The organism is Vibrio sp. ED002 (genome assembly GCF_023277445.1).
In the GTDB taxonomy this organism is placed as follows: domain Bacteria; phylum Pseudomonadota; class Gammaproteobacteria; order Enterobacterales; family Vibrionaceae; genus Vibrio; species Vibrio jasicida.
Genome location: NZ_CP080239.1, coordinates 1,511,933 through 1,531,949 on the forward strand (window position 1 = coordinate 1,511,933; position 20,017 = coordinate 1,531,949).

Consider the following 20,017-nt stretch of genomic DNA (forward strand, 5'->3'; position numbering starts at 1 on the left):
AGCTGATGCATTCTAGGGATGGACCACAAAGTGCTCAATTGTGAGATGTGATATTTGTGAACCTCTCTCAGAAGTGAGATGGATTAAAAATCAGTCAAAGCTTACCAATACCTTTCGTAAATGATATTGCCACCCGTTCTCGCTCGGTATTTATCAAGCCCTAATTCTTGCAGTACTGGAGAGGTGTCTTTGATCATCTCCGGATTACCACACATCATCACAAAGCTGCTTTCTTTAGAAAACGGTAAGTCAGCGCGATTAACGAGCTCTCCCGACGCAATCAGATCTGGAATACGGCCTTGAAGCTGACCCGGAATACTCTCACGGCTGACAATCGGTACATAACGAAGACGACCTTCATATCGCTGTTGGAGCTGCTCTATCAGGTATTTGTAAACTAAATCTCTTTCGTAACGCACACCATGCACCAGCACAATATGATCGCTGTGTGGCAGTAGATTGATGTCGTCTAACAAAGAGAGAAATGGACCAATGCCTGTGCCCGTGGAAAGCAGCCATAGATCGTTTGCGTGTTTGGGAATGGTATCGTGGATCAGATCCCCATGGGCCGTTTCACCAACATAAATGCTATCGCCGGTTTGAAGCTGCTGTAGCCTTGGCGTCAATTGCCCTTCTGGGTTCGCGACGACTAAGAATTCAAGCCATTCAAACTGCTCACTGGGCGCATTTACTACCGAGTATGCACGGCTAATGGGATTGCCCTGTTCGTCGAGCAAGGCCAGTTTGGTAAATTGTCCGGCTTTGAAGGAGAGAGGCGCTCCGGAAACTCGTAGACTGAACAGCTCACCTGTCCAGTCGATTCGTTTTTCTACTTTGGCAAGATTGAAACCTTTCAGTTCTGTCATTGGACATCTCCTTTTGGTTACGCTTACTTAAACCTACGCCTCACAACTGACTATGTAAAGTTTTTAGTTTACAAAAATAAGCATCTAATTCATTTCACACTTTACATACAATTTTATTACATTTTAATCAGTTCCATCTAGAATAAATACTCAAAGTGATAAGTCGCTTGGCAAATTGCGGCAACGTCGATGAAAAAGGAACATGAGTAATGGATACGTTATTAAAAGAATTCCCAGTGATTACGGAAATCAAAGTCGCTTGGGGAGAGATGGATGCCCTGCAACACGTCAATAATGCGGTGTATTTTCGTTACTTCGAAACTGCGCGTTTGGACTACTTCAACAAGATTAATCTGTTGGTAGATTTGCAGACGTCTCACATCGGTCCGGTTTTAAGTGAAACCCAGTGCCGCTACAAACTACCCGTTACGTTTCCAGATACGCTTTTGATTGGCTCACGCGTAATCGACATGCAAGAAGATCGCATCACGATGGAATACCAAGTGCTGAGTAAGAAGTGGGGCAAGATTGCGACCATCGCGACCGCCACTGGTGTGATGTTTGATTTTAAGAACAATGTGAAAGCCGCGATTCCAGACCACGTTCGCCAGTCGATTTTAGACTTGGAAGGCACCGTGGGCAGTACGCATCATTTGGAGTAATAAAGAGGCGAGAAGCGAGAGATTAGAATCGAGATTCCCGACTGCGCTCCTTCGTCGCTATCGGGAATGACGCAGAGGTACTCTTCCAGCCTATGCGATGAGAAAAGTTGTGTCATTCTAGCGAGCCATCCGGGATCTCTCTTTTAGACGTGCACCAAATCCAATTAGCAGAACGTCTCGATGTACAGCGCTTCCACTTTATCTCTTGCCCACTGCGTTTTGCGCAGGAACTTCAACGACGATTTGATTGAAGGATCTTTCTGAAAACAATTAACACGAACGCGCTCATGCATTCCTTTCCACCCGAAGTGCTCAACTAAACGGGTAAGGATTTTTTCTAAACTCAACCCGTGAAGTGGGTTATTCGGCTGCTGTTGGCTCATGCTATTGATCCAGTAAAGTGAAGTTGCGCGCTAATCTAACTCAAACTCGCCGTGCAACCTAATGTTTTAACCTTGAATTGCCCTGCGACTCTCCCCTATAGTAGCCCAAACTTCTTAAAAGCCCTTTTCATTATGAAAGCCCTCAACGATCTGAATATCTTTGTCGAAACCGCACGCCAAGGCAGTTTTTCGAAAGCCGCCAACAACATGGACATGACACCAGCAGCCATCAGTGCATCGATCAAACGTCTTGAGGGACAAATAGGCTTTCCGCTGTTTGTGCGCTCCACTCGCAGCCTTCGCCTCACCTCAGAGGGTGAGCTGTTCTTAGACAAAACCACTCAAGCGCTCGCAACACTGCAAGAGGGGTTAGATCAGATATCAAGCGCGCGTGGCGAGTTATCTGGTCAGCTGCATATCACTGCGCCATCTGATTTTGGTCGCAACATGCTGCTTGATTGGGTTGATGAATTTATTGATGTTTACCCAAACGTCTCTATCAAGTTAGAGCTGTCTGATAGCTTAACCGATATGTACACCAAGCCCGTCGATATCGCGATTCGTTACGGCGAACCTGCTGACTCTAATCTCGTCGTATTGGCGTTATGTGGTGCAAATGAGCGAATCCTGTGTGCCTCTCCAGAATACGTCGCAAATAATCCCGTGCTGACCAAACCGGAAGATCTAAACCAACACAACTGTTTGTGTTACATGGTGGCGGATTCGGTTTACAACAAATGGACGCTGACTCGCGGAGACGAAACAGAACAGGTTGTTGTGAATGGCAAGCTACTTAGCAACGACAGTGACTTATCCCATCGCTTAGCAATCAAAGGCAAAGGCATCGCCAACAAATCACTGATGGACATCAGCCAAGATTTGATTGAGGGAAGATTAGTAAGAGTATTGCCTGAGTGGGATTGTGGTCCGGTACCGCTATACATGGTGTGCGCCGATCGTCGTTTGCTGACGCCAACCATTCGTACTTTCCGTGAATTCATTCATGAAAAATGCTGCCAGCAACGTAAGAAAGTGCTGGCAACATTCTGCTCAGAAGGTTAGCCGACAAACGTCATTGGGCGAATCTGAGAATATTCAACCCAATCGTTATCTTCTAGCGTCGAGATAAACTGCGCGATATGTGGGCTTTGTAAGTGCTTATCTAACGCTTCTTGCGACGCCCAAATTTCTTGGAACATAAACAAGCCTTCGATCTTTTGATCCAAATACAGTTCGTATTGGCAACACCCCTCTTCTTCACGAGAAGGTTCTAGTAGACCAGAAAGTAAGTTGGTTACGTTGTCGATACTATCTGGGTACGCTTTAATTTCTGCAACTAAATGAATCATCTATATCAACTCTATTGATTATGAGGTTATAAATTGCGCAGGAAAAATCGTTTAGAACAAGGCGTGAACTGCGGTAACTAGTGGGTCTAATTACAAAGTTCAAAACGAAGTTATCAACGATTTTAACCAGCAAGGAGGATTAAATAATTGATAGAGTTGATATCAAATCTCAGTAAACACAGAGCTTTCTTCCCAGCGTGACTTCGGCGTCTTGGCATTGAAGTCATCTTCCGCGTGGTAGCCAAGCGGTACAATCACAACGCCAGTGTAGCCTTTTTCACGTAGACCAAATTCTTCATCCAGCACTTTCGGGTCAAAACCTTCGATTGGCACCGCATCAATTTCTAGCGTTGAAACACCCAGTAACAATGTACCCACGTTGAGGTAAACCTGTTTCTCCATCCAATGATTGGCGTCTTTCAGGTCAAAACGGTGCATGTTCACAAAGTAACTACGACCGCCACGTACCGCTGCTTTTGCCTCTTCGGTTGGGAATCGACCGTCTTTTTCTTCCTGCGCCAATAGCGCTTCGATGTAGTCGTTATCGATGTCCGTTTTAGCACAGAACACCAACACGTGTGATGCGTTTAGGATCTTCGCAGCATTGAACGCGTAGTTCTCTTGTGCTGCTTTTGCGATACGTTGCTTGCCCTCTTCTGTGCTTGCCAGAATGAAGTGCCACGGCTGAGAGTTCACACTCGATGGACTAAAACGAATCAGCTCTTTGACTGCGTCGATCTTCTCTTGTGGCAGCTTACGAGTTGGGTCAAAGACTTTGGTTGAATAGCGAGATTTAGCAGCTTGAACGATGTCCATCGGGTTCTCCAGTCGAGTAGTTTATGCTGGTTATCACTTTAACCTTATGAGTTACAGGGAAAAACCGATTTCAGTTAAAAACATCTTCAAAATAAATTTGAAAATCGCCGATGTAACAAGCTTTGAGCACTCTCACTGAAGCAACACTCGGTTTAAGCAATAATGTCGCCTTTGCTCCGTTACCGAACCACTTTCATGCTGCCTCAAGACAACATCATCACGCCCTTTCTCTGCAAAAAACTCGGGCACAATCACCTAAGAATTGCTGGCGAATATTGGCACATTGAAAAGCTGGTTGCCTTGCAATGTATGATGTTGCAAGAGGCACCGACGCTGCGTGAAGGTCTGTTGTGGTGGAGCAAAAGTGTTTCGCTGTTCGACCGTCGCTTGTACATTGTTTTCGAACACAGTGATAACCAGATTCAGATGCGGCTAGAGTGCCGAGCTACCGAGATGCCAAGCTGGGCAGAATCGGTTTATGACTTACTGCTGATGCAATTGGAACAACTAGGTTTGAGTGAATCTGTGCGCATTCAGCTTCACAACCATGACCTTCATTCTGCTCATTTCGAACTAGAAGAAGAAACCAACTCAACACAAAACTCGGTTGTGTTCGACTTGGTGAAACATGTTTATTTGCTGCTGTCTCACCAACCAATTGAACAGCCAGAATTGCTAAGCGTGCTTAATGCTCTGTTCGTCAAAAACAGCAATTACGCACTGAAACTAGAACAAGCCGCGCTACAACTGGGCGTATCCAAGCGCACCTTGCAACGTCGCCTGCAAGAAAAACAAATGAGCTATTCGCAATGCGTCGACTTCGCCAAGAAAAAGCACGCATTAGCTCTACTCGCAGACACTCAACTCACAACGCAGCAAATCGCCTATCAGTTGGGTTATGAAGAACCTTCCAACTTCCACCGAACTTTTCGCCGTTGGTATCCGTTTTCGCCAATGCAATATCGCCAGCAGTGCTTGGATAACCGCACTCATCTCAACAACCAACCCATCCGCTTGTACTACGCCAAAGCGAACACTCTAGCCGATAACGACATTGACCAACCCGTCGGTAAAATCTGGATGGAAGTGGATAACATTGCGTTTGAAAAAGTGGTCTCCGTTGAGTGTCGAGACCGTGATGGCACTTGGCGTCGCTACCCAGCCTTCTTCGAGCGTTTTTTGAATAATGGCACCGAACTATGGGCGACGACAGAGCTTCCTGTCGCACATCCACTGACCTTTAGACTGTGTTATGAAGTCGATGGTGAGCGCTACATTGATAACAACCACCAGCGTGATTACGTGGTTTCTAAAGGGCTTTTAATTGGCGCAGCGGAATACATAGTCCCAACAAGACAACTGATCCAACTCGGCACTCATTACACCTTGTTTGTGGAACTCGCCTGTCGATTAAAAGACGTGGCGAAAATCGATTGCTACGTGGGTGATGCGCCATCTCCGCACACAATGAGCCAAACTCAGAATGCAGAAGATTACACATGCTGGGCGCTACAACTTCCCCTCCCCCAAACGGCCAAACAGTGTCGATTCCGACTCTATGATCATTCGGGTAATGAGTTAGCCAAAGACCATTACCCGATTCAATACCCAATTGTGCAACCACTCAGTTAAATATGTAGCACAGTTCAAATTCAGCACTTCGTGACATCATTTCACGTCTTTTTTGGCGTGAAATGACACTCTCAATTTCAAACCTTTGTTTTATCGTTTCCGCATTGCTGCATAACGGAGACAAAAACCGTGTTTGAAATCTTACCTAACCCTATGAATAAAATAAAAATACTCCCTCTTGCGATCGCCCTAGCTCTTTCTGGCTGTGGTAGCGATGAAACTACGCCAACCGATACAGGAAGCCACGTGGCATCTCCTGATTGGCAAGACCAGATCATTTACTTCTTGATGATCGACCGTTTTAACGACGGCGACAACACGCTTAACGATCAAGGTCAGAATGAGTACGATCCTACCTCAGACAAGAAATTCAGTGGTGGTGATCTTTTTGGTGTCAGCGACAAACTGGGTTACATCGAAGACCTAGGCGCAACCTCTATCTGGATTACGCCGCCAGTGGCAAACCAATGGTGGGACGCAGAACAAAACTACGGCGGCTACCACGGCTACTGGGCGCGTGATTTCCAAAAAGTGGATGAGCACTTTGGTGACATGGAAAGCTACCAAGCGTTAGCGCGAGAAGTGCACGCTCGTAACATGTTCTTGATTCAAGACATCGTGACCAACCACGTAGGTAACTTCTTCACTTACGATGACCCATACAATTACGATCCTAGCCTACCTTGCCAAGGTTTCCGTTTGATTGAAAATGCGCTGCCAGCAGGGCAAAAACTGCCTTACCCACTCAACATGAATGAGTGTAAAGAAGATGGCACAGGCATTTACCACTGGACGCCAAGCATCACCGACCACAACGATCCCGTCCAAGAAAAAACCTGGCAACTGTCGGATCTGGATGACCTGAATACATCCGATCCTAAAGTACGCGCTTATCTAAAAGAGAGCTACCGTAAATGGATCCGCGAAGTGGGCGTTGACGGTTTCCGTATCGATACCGTGAAGTTTGTTGAGCACGATTTCTGGAACGATTTCCTGCATGCCGACGATGGTGTGATGACTCAAGCGGTTGATACTGGTCGCGATAACTTCCTAACCTTTGGTGAAGTCTTCGAAACATCTACGCCTTACAACACCGAAGGCGAAGAGAAGATGCTGACTTACATCGGCGAAAGCGGCTCACCGGAGCAGTTAACCTCGGTGCTGAACTTTCCATTGCAAGCTACCATGACGCGCGTGTTTGCAGCAGGACAACCGACCGATTACTTACGCTTCCGTCTTGAGAAAATGATGGAGATGTTCCCAAATCCATACATCATGCCGAACTTCATTGATAACCACGATATGCCGCGTTTTCTATCGCAAGGCAGCGTCAACGATATGAAGCAAGCGCTGATTACCATGATGGCGGTACCGGGCATTCCTGTGATTTACCAAGGTACAGAACAGGCGATGTCAGCAGCGCGCGATGCAATGTTTGCTGGCGGTTACCGTGAAGATGGCGACTACGTAGATTCATTCGATCAAAACAGCGAGATGTACTTGTTCATCCAAGAGCTTGCTAAGTTACGTACCGAAAACAGAGTCATGACACGCGGCGAAATGAAAGTGATTAGCAGCGATAAAGCTGGCGCCGGAGTGTTCGCCTTTACCCGAACATTGGATAGCGACGAAGTCTTGGTGGTAATGAACACATCTAACTCCCCAATGTTGATGAACCAGCTCAATGTAGAGCAAGCGGGCGGCACCGTTTTCCAACAACAAATCATGTCGAACTGGGCAGACGCTCCGGAGCAGTTAATCGCAGATGAAAACGGTCACGTAACCCTAGAGCTACCAGCCAAATCTGCCGTGATTTACTCGAAAACTAACGACACCCAATCGGTAGATACACCAGACCTCAACATTCAACTGGCGCAAGATTGGGAAGGACAAACCATCACTGATGACATCGTGATTGCTGGTACTGCTAACGCAAACGAGAAATTGAACCTTGTCGTCGACGGTAATCTAGAAACCGCACAAGCCATTACCGTGGGTGCTGACGGTCAGTTCAGCGTGACTTTATCTACCCGTCACTTTGCGATTGGCGAACAGCAACACCGCTTCGCGATTTACTCCACTGAGAAAAAAGCAGGCATTGAAGATGTGAACTTTGTGTCGGACTTAAGCTGGTCGAACACGCCAGACGACACGATTGATGACGCGGGTGATGCGCAAGATGGCATGGGCGGTCCTAACGGTAACTACTCGCTACCAACGGATCCAACGTTCGATAAAGACAACAGCCAACTCGCCATCAACAAAGCCGAGGTATTTACTGTCGGCAGTAACGTGCGCTTGACCTTCACCATGGACAAGATCACCGATACTTGGTTGCCGCCAAACGGCTTTGACCACGTTGGTTTCACCATCTTCATTGATTTACCGGAAGAAGCAGCAACCAACCTAACGGAACTGCCAAAGATCAACGCTTCTATGCCAAGCGGAACATGGAGTCGCAACGCTGTGGTCTTCGGCTGGCAAAGCTCCATTTACAACACTCAAGGCGCAAACGCGACAACATGGGGCGAAGCCGTAACACCAGCACCAATGGTCAAGGTAGACAAAGCCAACAACACCATTTCGATGGACTTCGCGAGTGACGCACTAGGTCGACCTGATTCACTGGATGGCATTCGATTCTATGTGACAACTTGGGACTTGGATGGATTGTCTGCCACTTACCGTCCACTGGAACAAAACAAAGGTCCTTGGAACTTCTCTGGCGGCGCTTCGGATGAGAGCAAGATTTGGGATGACTTACCAATCATCACCTTGTCTGAATAATCACTGAAACCGCAATAAATGCGAAAGTCGTCTCAGCTATAAAAAGAAAAAAGCAGCTCACCTTCGAGCTGCTTTTCTTTTTCTGAAATAACTATTGCGAAACTCGCACTTGCGCTAGCTAAACAACGACTTCACCCACAGCACTAAACTGTCCCATAACTTCCCAATCCACGAGCCCTCTTCCACTGCTTGGTTACTCACCAGCGGATAGCTCGCCACGGTTTTATCGTCACTCTTCCACACGACTTTACCAACCACATCCCCTTTTGCTATAGGTGCAATCAGCGGCTCATTCACGACCACGCTCTTGTCTAAACCAGCGGTTAGAGAGCGAGGGAGCGTCAGGTACGCATCTTGGGCAAAACCCAAATCAATCTCACTGACATCGCCTTTCCAAACTTTTGCACTCGCCTGAACTTCGCCCTGTTTTGCCACTTGTTTGGTGTCATAAAAGCGGAAGCCATAACTGAGTAGATTCTTAGATTGGCTAATACGCGACTGTTTGCTTGGTGTCCCCATCACTACCGAGATAAGTCGCATCTTTCCTTGCTTAGCAGAACTGACCAAACTGTACCCAGCATTGCTGGTGTAGCCCGTTTTGCCGCCATCGACATCCATCGATTTATCCCACAACAGTTTATTGCGGTTGTATTGGGTGATCTTGTTCCACTTAAATACCTTTTCACTATAAAGCGCATAGACTTCAGGCACGTCATTGATGATGGATTGCATCAGCGTCGCCATGTCGTTAGGAGAAGTTTGAATGCCCTCGCTATCCAGACCGTGCGAGTTAACGAAGTAGGTATCATTCAAGCTGAGCTTATCTGCCCAACCGTTCATCAAGGCGACAAACGCCCCTTCACTACCGGCAACGTGTTCGGCGAGCGCCACACAAGCATCATTACCAGATTGAATGATCACACCACGCATTAGGTTGGCAACGGTGATTTCATCTTTGGGTTGGATAAACATTTTTGAGGAGTCTGGGAATTTGGCTGACCACGCGTTCTCACTCACCGTCACTTTATCATCCCATTGAAGCCGCCCAGATTTGATTTCTTGCCCCACGACGTAAGCGGTCATCAGCTTGGTTAAACTGGCTGGGGCTAATCCGGCACGCGCGTTTTGCTCAGCAATGATGGCACCGGACTGAAAGTCCATTAACACATAGCCTTTTGCCTGCAACTGAGGCGGATTCGGCGTTACGACTGCCAATGCAGGGGCACTGATGGTCTGTAGTAATAAACAAGCGAGCGTGATTCGGGTTAGTGACGTGTTCATCAAGCATCCTCCATGGTCAATGACCGCCAAATGTCTCGTTTCATAAAAACGGTAAGACAGTGATGTCTAAACTGCACCTATCAGATCATAGTTCACTCAGTGCATACCAACACGGAAAGATCGAAGAGTTTCTGTTTTGAATGCCATTACTTGCCTTTCAGGCTTCAAAAATCGAGTTCTTACAACAAATCTATTGTTTCTAATAAGGAATTCGATATCGTAACGCGACTATAAACAAGGACAGACCATAACAATGAACGCTCAATCATTTATCGACGCAGGACTGCATTACACGCCCTGCTCGTTTACCGTGCCGCTGGACTACCAAGATCTAAGCAAAGGCACGATCAACGTCTTCGCTCGCTCCGTTTGTTTAGTCGGCGATGAAGACTCCGACAAACCGTGGTTAGTGTATTTTCAAGGCGGTCCGGGCTTCCCTTCTCCTCGTCCAAACGGAAACAACGGTTGGATCAAACGCGCACTGAGTGAGTACCGTGTACTGCTGCTCGACCAACGCGGCACTGGCAACAGCAGCGTGATTAATCACCAGACGCTTGCGCACCTCACGCCGGAGCAACAAGCGGACTACTTAAGCCACTTCCGCGCAGACAACATTGTTCGCGATGCGGAATTTATCCGTGAACAATTTGGTGTTGAGAAGTGGGCGATTTTGGGTCAGAGCTTTGGTGGTTTCTGCTCACTAACTTATCTATCGCTGTTCCCGAACAGCCTTCTGCAAAGCTACATTACGGGTGGTGTGCCTTCGGTTTCTCGCCATGCGGATGATGTGTATCACGCAACATTCAAGCGTACCATGGAAAAGAACCAAGCCTTCTTCCAACAATTCCCACAAGCGCAGCAGCTATGCCAAAACATTGCTGATCACTTATTGGTGCACGAAGAGTTTCTGCCAAATGGTCAGCACTTTACTGTCGAACAGTTCCAACAAATTGGGATTAACTTTGGTGTCAGTGATACCTTCTTGCCAACTTATTACTGGCTAGAAAGTGCCTTGATTGAAGTGAACGGTAAACCTCAGCTTCGTTATGAATTCCTCAACGACATGTTGGCGCAGCAAAACTTCCAGACCAATCCAATTTACGCGATTCTGCACGAATCAATTTACTGCCAAGGGTTTGCTTCTCAATGGAGCGCGCACCGAGTGCGTCAAGAACACAACGCGTTCAACTACGAACAAGGCAAGCCGTTCTACTTTACTGGAGAAATGGTTTTCCCTTGGATGTTCGATCAATACGTAAACTTAAAGCCACTGAAAGAAGCGGCGGAATTACTGGCAGAGAAAGCCGATTGGACGCCGTTATACGATGCGCAGCAATTGGCAAACAATAAGGTGCCTGTGAGCTGCGCTGTCTATGCCGACGATATGTTTGTAGAAATGGACATTAGCCGCGAAACACTCGCTGCAATACCAAACTCAAAAGCGTGGATCACCAACGAATATGAGCACAACGGTCTTCGTGCAGATGGTGAGCGTATTCTCGACAAGTTAATTGCGATGGGTAAACAAACCACAGCAACGTTGAAATGAGCAGCTAACGCTCAGGGTTCGCTAAAAACCTAGATAGAAAAACGCCTCTTTATCACGAGATAGGGAGGCGTTTTTGATTCGATTCACGTTTAAATTAGCGCTAGTCTTTGATTCGCTTGGTCATCATTTTGGTGATCACGCGGTAACCCATCTTATGGTAGAAATCTTCGCCTTCGTGATTAAATGATGCCACGGTTAAACCGAGCTCTTCAATGTCTTGGCTGCATAAATCGCTCTCGATTTTATCCATCAAAGACAAACCAATACCTAAGTTTCGGTAACTTTCAGACACCACCAATTCATTGATATAACCGACGCGTCTTTCTGGAGAGAGAATCGAGTTGACCTCTCGTACGGTGCCAGAAATAAAACCAACCACCTGTCGGTTAGAACAAGCAATAAAAGCCGTGATGCTGCCATCAAAATATTTATCGAAGATGTTGCGATCTTCCCTTAACTGCGCCATTTCTTCCGGAGTACGGTAGAAATCTGGCTCAGCATTATAATGAGAAGTGTCGAGTTCGACCAAGAGCGTTTTCAACAGTGGGACGTCTTCTTCTCTTAGTCTTCTGATATGAAACTGTTGCATGTTGAATTCCTTTGCCAACCGACCTGTATCAAGCACAGATCTTTGCTTCAACTGATTATCGGATAAGAAGTTTTAGGAATGTGAAGCGAATCAACAGTACAAATTTCGACCATTTATGTCGAGTGCGTTTTCAACAGTTTTACGAGTTTTTACTGATAATTTGAACATCCACAAAATTTAAGTGGAAATAAAACTCCCCTTTTCTCAATAAAAGGGGTTATACCCAAGTGACTTCAAGATGCAGGATTCAGAGCGTTGTCATTGATTCGAGAGCAAGGAAAACAACGCAGTGTAATAGCCAGCTCTTTCCAAGTTGTTTGACGCAGCAATCGGGTCAATGACACGCTCCCAAAGGGCGAGCTGCCTTGGCTTGTATACTTTGTTGCCGATTATTGATTTAGACCCACTAAACCTTTAAATCGCCGCCGCGTCTACAAACCAAGTCAGTCTCGCTGAACCTAGCATCTCGAGGTTACTTGGGTATACATAATTTAGAAAGCGGCACTTTGCTCAAAAGCGAGTGCCGATTTTAAGCGACTGAAATCACCAATGGGTTCGCCATCGAGCATAAACTGCGGATAGCTTCTTGCGGTTGGGAATAACTCGAACAAGGTTTCCCGATCAAACTCCACATCCAACTTGAGCGTTGCCACGTTAAAGCCCTGATTTTGCAACCACATTGCTGCGGTTTCACATTGGGAGCATTGCTCCTTGCTGTACATTTCTATTTTCATCACTCTTCTCTGCTATTCCTTGCCGTTAGAAATCCGCATCAAAACTCAATTGGCGATCTTGAGGTCGTTTGTACTCAGTAACGCGTTTTTCGAAGAAGTTGGTCTTTCCTTCCATGTCCAATAAACGCATGTAATCAAATGGGTTTTCAGCACCAAAGATCGGGTTGAAACCAAACAAACCAGCGATAACATCGGCAGTGTGCTCAATGTATTGGCACATCAGATCAGCATTCATACCAATCAAGTCCACTGGTAAGGCTTCCGTTACAAACTCTTTCTCAATTAAAACCGCTTCTCGGCAAATCTCTTCAAACTCTTGTTGTGTCACCTTGCCTTGACCTAAGGTTTTGAATAGCAGCGCAGAGAAGCTAAAGTGCAACCCTTCATCACGAGCAATCAAGTCATTACTTGCTGCCAAACCAGCCAGCAAACCACGTTTACGGAAGTAGTAAATGGCACAGAAGCTGCCAGCGAAGAACAAGCCTTCCACCAAACCAAAGGCGATCAAGCGCATTGCCAATGGTTTATCGGAAGAGATCCACTTCATTACCCACTCCGCCTTACGCTTCACGGTCGGGACGTTTTCAATCGCATTGAACAAGCGCTCACGCTCTTCAACATCGGGAATGTAAGTTTCGAGTTGCAGTGCGTAAGTCTCTGCGTGAATGACTTCATTAAATGCCTGCAAAGCAAGGAAACAGCGCGCTTCCGCGATTTCAATTTCACCATAAAATCGAGTCAATAAGTTCTCGTTGATCATCCCTTCGCTCTGAGCAAAGAACGCCAACACATGTCGAATGAAGTGCTTTTCGCCTTCGGTCAGCTTGGCAAGATCAGCAAGATCTTGAGCAAAATCGAGTTCTTCTGTGGTCCAGAATGCCGCTTCGTGAGTTTTGTACGCTTGCCAAATCTCTTCGTATTGAATGGGGAACAAGCTAAATTTGTTTTTAACAATCATACCGTTTCCTTACTTTCGGTTGATGTGAATCTTTTTAATTGACGAGAGAGGTTTATGCGCCGCAGTTTAGGCAATCTTCATCTTCACTTTGCTGACCAACGGTGACTTTCACCGCATTCGTCGAAGGCTTGGAGCGCAAGTAGTACATGCCGGTTTTCAGACCACGTTTCCACGCGTAGAAGTGCATCGCATTGATTTGAGCGAACGTTGGTGATGCGAGCCATAAGTTGAGGCTTTGCGATTGGCAAACAAACGGGGCACGCTCTGCCGACATATCAATGATCACTTTCTGAGAAATTTCCCACACGGTGCGATACACGGATTGAAGATCGTCTGGAATGGCATCGATGCCTTGTACTGAACCGTTATTGAGAATAATGGCGTCACGGATTTTGCTCGTCCAAAGACCACGTTCTTCCAGATCGCTTACCAAATGTTTGTTGATGATGATGAACTCACCCGACAATGTTTGACGTTTATAGATATTGCTGGTTTGCGCTTCAAACGCTTCGTTGTTACCTAAAATTTGCGCTGTCGACGCCGTTGGCATTTGAGCAATCAGTAGCGAGTTACGCACACCGTGCTCTGCGATTTGGCGCTTGAGCTGTGACCAATCCCAGCGGCTGCTTGGTTGTTCATCCCACAGATCAAATTGGAACTGACCATGACTGATTGGTGATCCGTCATAACTGGAGTACGCACCTTTTTGCGCCGCGATTTCACAAGACGCTTCAAGGGATGCGTGATACATGGTTTCCGCGATGTCACGGTTAAGCTGTAGTGCTTCTTCGCTATCAAACGAAAGATGCATTTTGAAGAACACATCCGCCAAACCTTGGATACCCAAACCAACAGGACGATGCGCGTGGTTCGATTTTTCAATCTTATCGGTTGGGTGATAGTTCACATCGATAACGCGGTCGAGGTTCTTAATCGCGACTTTGGTGACTTGGTGAAGTTTGTCGAAATCAAACCCCGCGTCTGTAACGAACTTAGGCAGTGCCATAGACGCCAAATTACAAGCCGCCGTTTCATCTGGCGTCGAGACTTCCATGATCTCTGCGCACAAGTTACTCGACTTAATGGTGCCGAGGTTTTTCTGATTCGACTTTTCATTACACGCATCTTTGTAGAGCATGTACGGTGTTCCCGTCTCAGCTTGTGACTCAATGATTTGCGTCATCAATTGGCGGGCTTTGATGGTCTTCACGCCCAAGCCCATACGCTCGTATTCTTGGTACTTCTGAGTAAATTCAGCACCGTATAAATCAGACAAACCTTTGGTATTGTGTGGGCTAAACAGAGTCCATTCTGCGTCGTTTTCGACACGTTCCATGAACAAGTCTGGCACCCATAGAGCGAGGAACAAATCACGTGCGCGGAACTCTTCTTTACCGTGGTTTTTACGTAAATCGAGGAAGGATTCGATATCCGCATGCCAAGGTTCCAGATAAACCGCAAACGAGCCCTTGCGCTTACCGCCACCTTGGTCCACATAGCGAGCCGTTTCATTGAAGACTTTGAGCATTGGCACGATGCCATTCGACACACCGTTAGTGCCAATAATTGGCGCCCCAGTCGCACGAATATTGTGGATGTGTAGCCCAATGCCGCCCGCCGATTTAGAAATCAGTGCACAATCTTTGAGGGTGTCGTAAATGCCGTTGATGGAGTCTTCTTGCATCGCCAATAGGAAACACGAAGATAGTTGCTGCATCTTACAGCCAGCATTAAACAGCGTTGGCGTAGCATGAGTGTAGTAACCAAGGCTGAGCAAATCGTATAGCTCTCGAATTTCTTCAAGATCGTCACCTGCGACAGCGACTGCCACGCGCATGAACATATCTTGTGGTCGTTCAACCACCACACCTTTTACTTTCAATAGGTAGGAACGCTCGAGAGTTTTGTAGCCGAAATAATCAAACTGATAGTCGCGTTTGTAGTCAATCATCTCTTCGAGCGCAAACTGATTCTTGGCAACAAAGTCGACGTAAGCATCGGAAAGAATACCGATTTCAGAGAGCTCACGTGTTGCAGTTGCGTATCCGCTGGTTTCTTTTTGCAGAGAACTCACCATCACGCGAGCCGCAAGCTTGGCATAATCAGGGTGTTCCGTCGCAAGGCTTGCTGCCGTTTCAGCGAGGAATACATCGATTTCCGTCACCTTAATGCCGTCGTACAAACCGCTTACCACGCGTTGTGCAACCGCAATGGGTTCGACTTTTAGTCCATCAGCCAGCGCTTCGGCTCTTCGAGTCACCTTATCTAGACTGGCTTTTTCTTTCCGTCCATCTCGTTTTATAACGTCCATAATCTATATCTTGTGTGTAGTTTAAATATTGAGCACCATATGTACGCAATAGATCTAGGTGATAATAGTTATCATTACAAGCAAGTTTTTTAAAAGTTAGAACTGACGATAGAGAGGGTGAGGAAACATATTGACACTGACACCAAGCTCGACAGGAACTGCAATTAGAGACAAGCACCGCAAACCTGATAAAGTGATGAAGTTTTCCGCAAAGCCTTAATTTTCATCAACTTAGTTCATTTATAGAAAAGAACTACAAATGTGATCTAGTTCAAATTTTCATGCCTATTAATTTCCAATGTTACGCGCCAAGATTTGTCGAAAAAATCGCCTGATCAATATGACTGAAAATATCCGCATAGTTTGTCCGTATTTCCGACTAAATTACTCAGGTATACTCCGAGCCGCTAAAATTGTTAGGTATCGAGTCGTCGAACCATCGACCTTTTAAAGTAAGGAATAATCATGAGTCAGTATGTTGTCTGCGCCCTGTATAAGTTTGTGGAACTGGAAAACTACCAAGAGTTACGCGAGCCATTGCTTGCCCTAATGGAAGCCCACGGTGTACATGGAACGTTGCTACTGGCGAGTGAAGGTATTAACGGTACGGTTGCAGCGAAACGCGAAGGTATTAATACACTGCTTGCATGGCTAAATGCCGAGCCTTGCCTTACTGGTATTGTTTACAAAGAGTCGTACTCAGATACTCAGCCGTTTAACCGCACCAAAGTAAAGCTAAAGAAAGAGATCGTGACATTGGGCGTTGAAGGCATCGATCCTCGCCATGTGGTTGGTACTTACGTGAAGCCGCAAGATTGGAACGATCTGATTACTGATCCAGAAGTATTTGTGGTTGATACTCGTAATGACTATGAAATTGAGATCGGAACATTTAAAGGTGCTGTTAATCCAAATACTGACACTTTTCGCGAATTTCCTGACTATGTAAAACAAAACATGGATCCAGAGAAACACAAAAAAGTCGCGATGTTCTGTACTGGTGGTATTCGCTGTGAAAAGTCGACTGCTTACATGAAAGAGCAGGGTTTTGATGAGGTTTACCACCTAGAAGGCGGTATTCTGAAATACCTTGAAGAAGTACCAGAAGAAGAAAGCTTGTGGGAAGGCGACTGCTACGTATTCGACGGTCGCGTTGCGGTGAACCACCAGCTGGAAAAAGCAGATTACGACTTGTGTAATGCTTGCCGACTGCCAATCACGGAAGAAGACAAACAATCAGAGCAATTTGAGCAAGGCGTAAGCTGCCCGAAATGTTTTGGTAAACACAGTGAAGAGCAAGTAGAACGCTTCCGCGAGCGTGAAAAGCAAGTGTCGTTAGCAGCGGTTCGTGGCGAACAACACGTTGGTGGTGAAAGTGCCAAACAGCGTGAGCAGCGACGCGCAGAAAAACTGGCGAAGAAAGACGCGCAACGTAAGCAAGCGTAAGATTCAAACACATTAAATATAAACGCCCTGCTTCTGGCTTGGAGACGGGGCGTTTTTGTTATCGTTGGAAGGTAAAAACTAGGATGTTCTGATAAGGCCTGCGTAAGCTTTATCTGAGCCGCTGTCAGGAAATACGCTTTCTAGCGCACTCGATTCTATGCTCATGTGTTGCTGTAGAACGGCTTTGATCACCGCCCTCATATCATTCGCAGGGGCTAAGTCTCGCCCTTCATAAAGCTCAGCTTGGGCAAGCCCCGGAAATTCTCCCAATACCTTGCCACCTTCGATGGCTCCACCAGCAATAAACATGGCGTTTGCTGTTCCATGATCGGTGCCTTTGGTTCCGTTTTCCGCTGCGGTGCGTCCAAATTCACTTGCCGCCATCACGACGGTTTTCGACCAGTTATCCCCTAACGCTTTCTTTAGGTTGGCAAGACCGTTATCCAATTTACGCAATTGATTGGCTAACCTTCCTGTTTCTGCGCCTTGGCCAGCATGAGTATCCCACCCTCCCAGTTCCAATACCGCGATGTTAGGGCCACCTTCAGTAGAGAGAAAAGTTCCCGCTTGAGACGCCAAGACAGGAAACTGCTTACCGGGACGATTACGATTCGACATCATTTCAATCTTCAGCGATTCTTCAAAATTACTCGCAAGCTTCTCATCACTTTGAAACAAAGCCTCTAGCAGCTCCACTTGGCTGTCTCGCGCTTGCAGATTGTTTGGATACCAACTGCTGACCGCCTTCTCTCCTTGAACAATCAAAGGTAACCCTGAATCGATCGCCAAACCTTTCGACTTGGCATCCAGTTGCAGCAATCGGTTTAACCATCCATCACGATGTAACGGATTGTCTGTACCGTTTTCTAACACCTTTTGCCCATCAAAATGAGAGCGCTCACGATACGCGGTGGCACAAGCATGAATCATCGCCATCTGCTTATTTTGATACCACTCGAAGCTGGTTTTCATCGCCGGATGCAAACCATAAAAATCGTCGAGTTTATTCAGTTTTTCTGTTGCTAAACCAATCGTCGGACGGAGAGCTAAATACTGCTTATCAGCATAAGGAACCACAACGTTTAATCCATCCATCGCACCCCGCAACGTAATCCAAACAAAGATATTTGGAGAGCTTGATTGAGCAAAGACTGCATTAGGCAACATGCTTGTTGCGCCCACGGCTAAAACGGATTTCAAGAATTGTCGACGAGTCGATGTTAAGTTCGTTTGTTTATCTATTGTCATCACTCACCTCATCGATACTGGAATTGCGGGCTAAGCCAAAGTAGAGAAAGCTTCATCTCTGCCGATGGGGCTTTGTTCATCACCAACCTTGTGTGTTCGTCCAACGCATCGCCGTAAAGCTGTTGGCTAATTTTCTCAACAAAAGCTTGTGGTTTCACACCTTGGGACTTGGCACTTTTCACCGCCAGTCGAGCGATTCGATTCGCTAACTGCCACCGCTGAGTTAGCGCCGATGGACTGTTGTAATCCGCGTCTTTGTCTGGCCAACCAGCAGGAGAACCCGCCATAAAAGGAGGCTGCCCTAAGCTTCTTTGCGCACCGAGTAATTTATTCCCAGACTTGCTCATTTGCATATCATTCGATTCAGGAAAACGGGCATCAGCACTGCGCAAAACCGCGAATAACCACTCTTGAGAAGTGCGAAAGCGCATCGCTTCTGCCGATTGGCTCAAAGCGCTTTGAATCAACAATCGATAAACCGGGAGCAAATCCCCTTTGCCTTTTAGGTAAGCTTGGCTGAGCGGTTCAACCAAGGCTTCACCGGAAGGTCCTAGGAAATGCTGCACCAACTTACGTGCAATATGTTTTGCAGTATCAGGATGAAGCGCAAGATCTCTCAAACACGCTCGTCCTTGTTCAATACCTTGTTGAGAATAGCGCTTGCCAAGCAGAGTTATCGAGCCTGGCTCATGGGTTCTTGAATTAAATTGGAAACCAACTTTTGGCGCTTTGAATCCAACACTCCAGCCAGTAATGGCTTTTGACAGCTCAATCACGTCTTGTTGTGTATATTGGCTATCAACACCAAGCGTATGCAGCTCCATGATTTCTCGCGCGAGGTTTTCATTGAGCCCTTTACCCTGTTTCAGTCCTTGTTTGGAGTTCGGTCCTACCGACAAGTTGTTATCCAGAAACATCAGCATGGTTGGGTGCTGAATCACCGCTAAGAGCATCTCGACAAAGTTACCATTCCAGTGCTCTCTAATCACTTCATTTTCGACGCTTGCCACTATCGGACGCACCTTTCGGGTGTCTGCAGATATAGCAAAATGGTTGCTCCAAAATTGAATCAAGCGTTCCTGAAATCCATACGGAGTGTGCAAAGTCTGTTGGTTGCGAGCCTCGACTTGCCGCAAATATTGCTCACGAAAGAACGCACCGATTTGCTTTTGCACTTCGCGCTTTTTGGTTGGGGATTGTTTGAGCTCTCGTTTGGTGTTATTGAGCTTTCTCAGTTTCAACAACACTTCGTTTGTACTCGGCAACTTGGTTATTGCCTCATGCCAATAGGTATTGCTGCTTAGTTGCTTTTCTAAACTTGGCGAACTGTGTTTATAAAGGGGCCCAAAGCCGAACCGCTGCTCAGAGATAATGTCTTGAGTTGGGTAATACTGCATAGCCGTTTC

The 20,017-nt window shown here is 46.5% G+C and carries 17 protein-coding genes; 6 read left to right on the plus strand and 11 right to left on the minus strand.

The window, feature by feature from the left end; translation table 11 throughout:
• Nucleotides 1–101: 101 nt before the first annotated feature.
• On the minus strand, nucleotides 102–866 hold the full coding sequence (locus tag ITG12_RS23445) for a ferredoxin--NADP reductase (protein ID WP_038881555.1): 765 nt from the start codon (nucleotides 864–866) through the stop codon (nucleotides 102–104).
• 209 nt (nucleotides 867–1,075) lie between these two features.
• Between ITG12_RS23445 and ITG12_RS23450 the strand changes: the two genes are divergently transcribed.
• Nucleotides 1,076–1,528 carry a thioesterase family protein gene (locus ITG12_RS23450; protein ID WP_005453229.1) on the plus strand — a complete coding sequence of 151 codons (453 nt, stop codon included), beginning with the start codon at nucleotides 1,076–1,078 and terminating at the stop codon, nucleotides 1,526–1,528.
• 164 nt (nucleotides 1,529–1,692) lie between these two features.
• Here the strand turns inward: ITG12_RS23450 and ITG12_RS23455 are convergent, their stop codons facing one another.
• Nucleotides 1,693–1,911, minus strand: coding sequence for a VF530 family protein (locus tag ITG12_RS23455; protein WP_005429327.1), 219 nt, complete (start codon nucleotides 1,909–1,911; stop codon nucleotides 1,693–1,695).
• A gap of 132 nt (nucleotides 1,912–2,043) precedes the next feature.
• Here ITG12_RS23455 and ITG12_RS23460 point away from each other — a divergent pair, with 132 nt between their 5' ends.
• Entirely contained in the window at nucleotides 2,044–2,973 is a 930-nt protein-coding gene (locus ITG12_RS23460; protein WP_038881557.1) for a LysR family transcriptional regulator, read from the plus strand.
• Here the strand turns inward: ITG12_RS23460 and ITG12_RS23465 are convergent.
• On the minus strand, nucleotides 2,970–3,260 hold the full coding sequence (locus ITG12_RS23465) for a putative quinol monooxygenase (RefSeq protein WP_005436210.1): 291 nt from the start codon (nucleotides 3,258–3,260) through the stop codon (nucleotides 2,970–2,972). The two genes, ITG12_RS23460 and ITG12_RS23465, sit on opposite strands and share 4 nt — an antisense overlap.
• 162 nt (nucleotides 3,261–3,422) lie before the next feature.
• A complete protein-coding gene (gene nfsB / locus ITG12_RS23470) occupies nucleotides 3,423–4,076 on the minus strand; it encodes an oxygen-insensitive NAD(P)H nitroreductase (protein ID WP_248874221.1) in 654 nt (217 codons plus the stop codon).
• A 195-nt stretch (nucleotides 4,077–4,271) separates the two neighbouring features.
• On the opposite strand from nfsB, the gene ITG12_RS23475 reads away from it, so the two are divergent.
• Both ITG12_RS23475 and ITG12_RS23480 read left to right on the plus strand, forming a co-directional pair.
• Complete coding sequence (locus tag ITG12_RS23475) at nucleotides 4,272–5,708, plus strand: helix-turn-helix domain-containing protein (RefSeq protein ID WP_045421677.1); 1,437 nt, start codon at nucleotides 4,272–4,274, stop codon at nucleotides 5,706–5,708.
• 129 nt (nucleotides 5,709–5,837) lie between these two features.
• Entirely contained in the window at nucleotides 5,838–8,495 is a 2,658-nt protein-coding gene (locus ITG12_RS23480) for an alpha-amylase family glycosyl hydrolase (protein ID WP_248874223.1), read from the plus strand.
• Between the two features lie 114 nt (nucleotides 8,496–8,609).
• Here the strand turns inward: ITG12_RS23480 and ITG12_RS23485 are convergent, their stop codons facing one another.
• The gene (locus ITG12_RS23485) at nucleotides 8,610–9,776 is read right to left on the minus strand and encodes a D-alanyl-D-alanine carboxypeptidase family protein (RefSeq protein ID WP_045416179.1); all 1,167 of its coding nucleotides are present in this window, start codon (nucleotides 9,774–9,776) and stop codon (nucleotides 8,610–8,612) included.
• A 253-nt stretch (nucleotides 9,777–10,029) separates the two neighbouring features.
• On the opposite strand from ITG12_RS23485, the gene ITG12_RS23490 reads away from it, so the two are divergent.
• On the plus strand, nucleotides 10,030–11,325 hold the full coding sequence (locus ITG12_RS23490) for an alpha/beta fold hydrolase (protein ID WP_248874225.1): 1,296 nt from the start codon (nucleotides 10,030–10,032) through the stop codon (nucleotides 11,323–11,325).
• 100 nt (nucleotides 11,326–11,425) lie between these two features.
• Here the strand turns inward: ITG12_RS23490 and ITG12_RS23495 are convergent, their stop codons facing one another.
• The 4 genes from ITG12_RS23495 to ITG12_RS23510 form a co-directional block, all read right to left on the minus strand.
• Nucleotides 11,426–11,914 (minus strand): GNAT family N-acetyltransferase, encoded by a 489-nt coding sequence (locus ITG12_RS23495; RefSeq protein WP_248874227.1) that lies wholly within the window; start codon nucleotides 11,912–11,914, stop codon nucleotides 11,426–11,428.
• 491 nt (nucleotides 11,915–12,405) lie between these two features.
• Nucleotides 12,406–12,648 (minus strand): glutaredoxin domain-containing protein, encoded by a 243-nt coding sequence (locus ITG12_RS23500; RefSeq protein ID WP_172622598.1) that lies wholly within the window; start codon nucleotides 12,646–12,648, stop codon nucleotides 12,406–12,408.
• A gap of 25 nt (nucleotides 12,649–12,673) precedes the next feature.
• Nucleotides 12,674–13,606, minus strand: coding sequence for a ribonucleotide-diphosphate reductase subunit beta (locus ITG12_RS23505; protein ID WP_045421668.1), 933 nt, complete (start codon nucleotides 13,604–13,606; stop codon nucleotides 12,674–12,676).
• A 52-nt stretch (nucleotides 13,607–13,658) separates the two neighbouring features.
• Entirely contained in the window at nucleotides 13,659–15,917 is a 2,259-nt protein-coding gene (locus ITG12_RS23510) for a ribonucleoside-diphosphate reductase subunit alpha (RefSeq protein ID WP_248874229.1), read from the minus strand.
• Nucleotides 15,918–16,382: 465 nt separating this feature from the next.
• On the opposite strand from ITG12_RS23510, the gene ITG12_RS23515 reads away from it, so the two are divergent.
• Nucleotides 16,383–17,363, plus strand: a complete 981-nt coding sequence (locus ITG12_RS23515; protein WP_038881362.1) for a rhodanese-related sulfurtransferase — start codon at nucleotides 16,383–16,385, stop codon at nucleotides 17,361–17,363.
• A gap of 78 nt (nucleotides 17,364–17,441) precedes the next feature.
• Here ITG12_RS23515 and ITG12_RS23520 read toward each other — a convergent pair whose 3' ends face one another.
• A complete protein-coding gene (locus ITG12_RS23520) occupies nucleotides 17,442–18,611 on the minus strand; it encodes a DUF1501 domain-containing protein (protein ID WP_248874231.1) in 1,170 nt (389 codons plus the stop codon).
• Nucleotides 18,612–18,619: 8 nt separating this feature from the next.
• Nucleotides 18,620–20,008 carry a DUF1800 family protein gene (locus ITG12_RS23525; RefSeq protein ID WP_248874233.1) on the minus strand — a complete coding sequence of 463 codons (1,389 nt, stop codon included), beginning with the start codon at nucleotides 20,006–20,008 and terminating at the stop codon, nucleotides 18,620–18,622.
• Nucleotides 20,009–20,017: the final 9 nt, after the last annotated feature.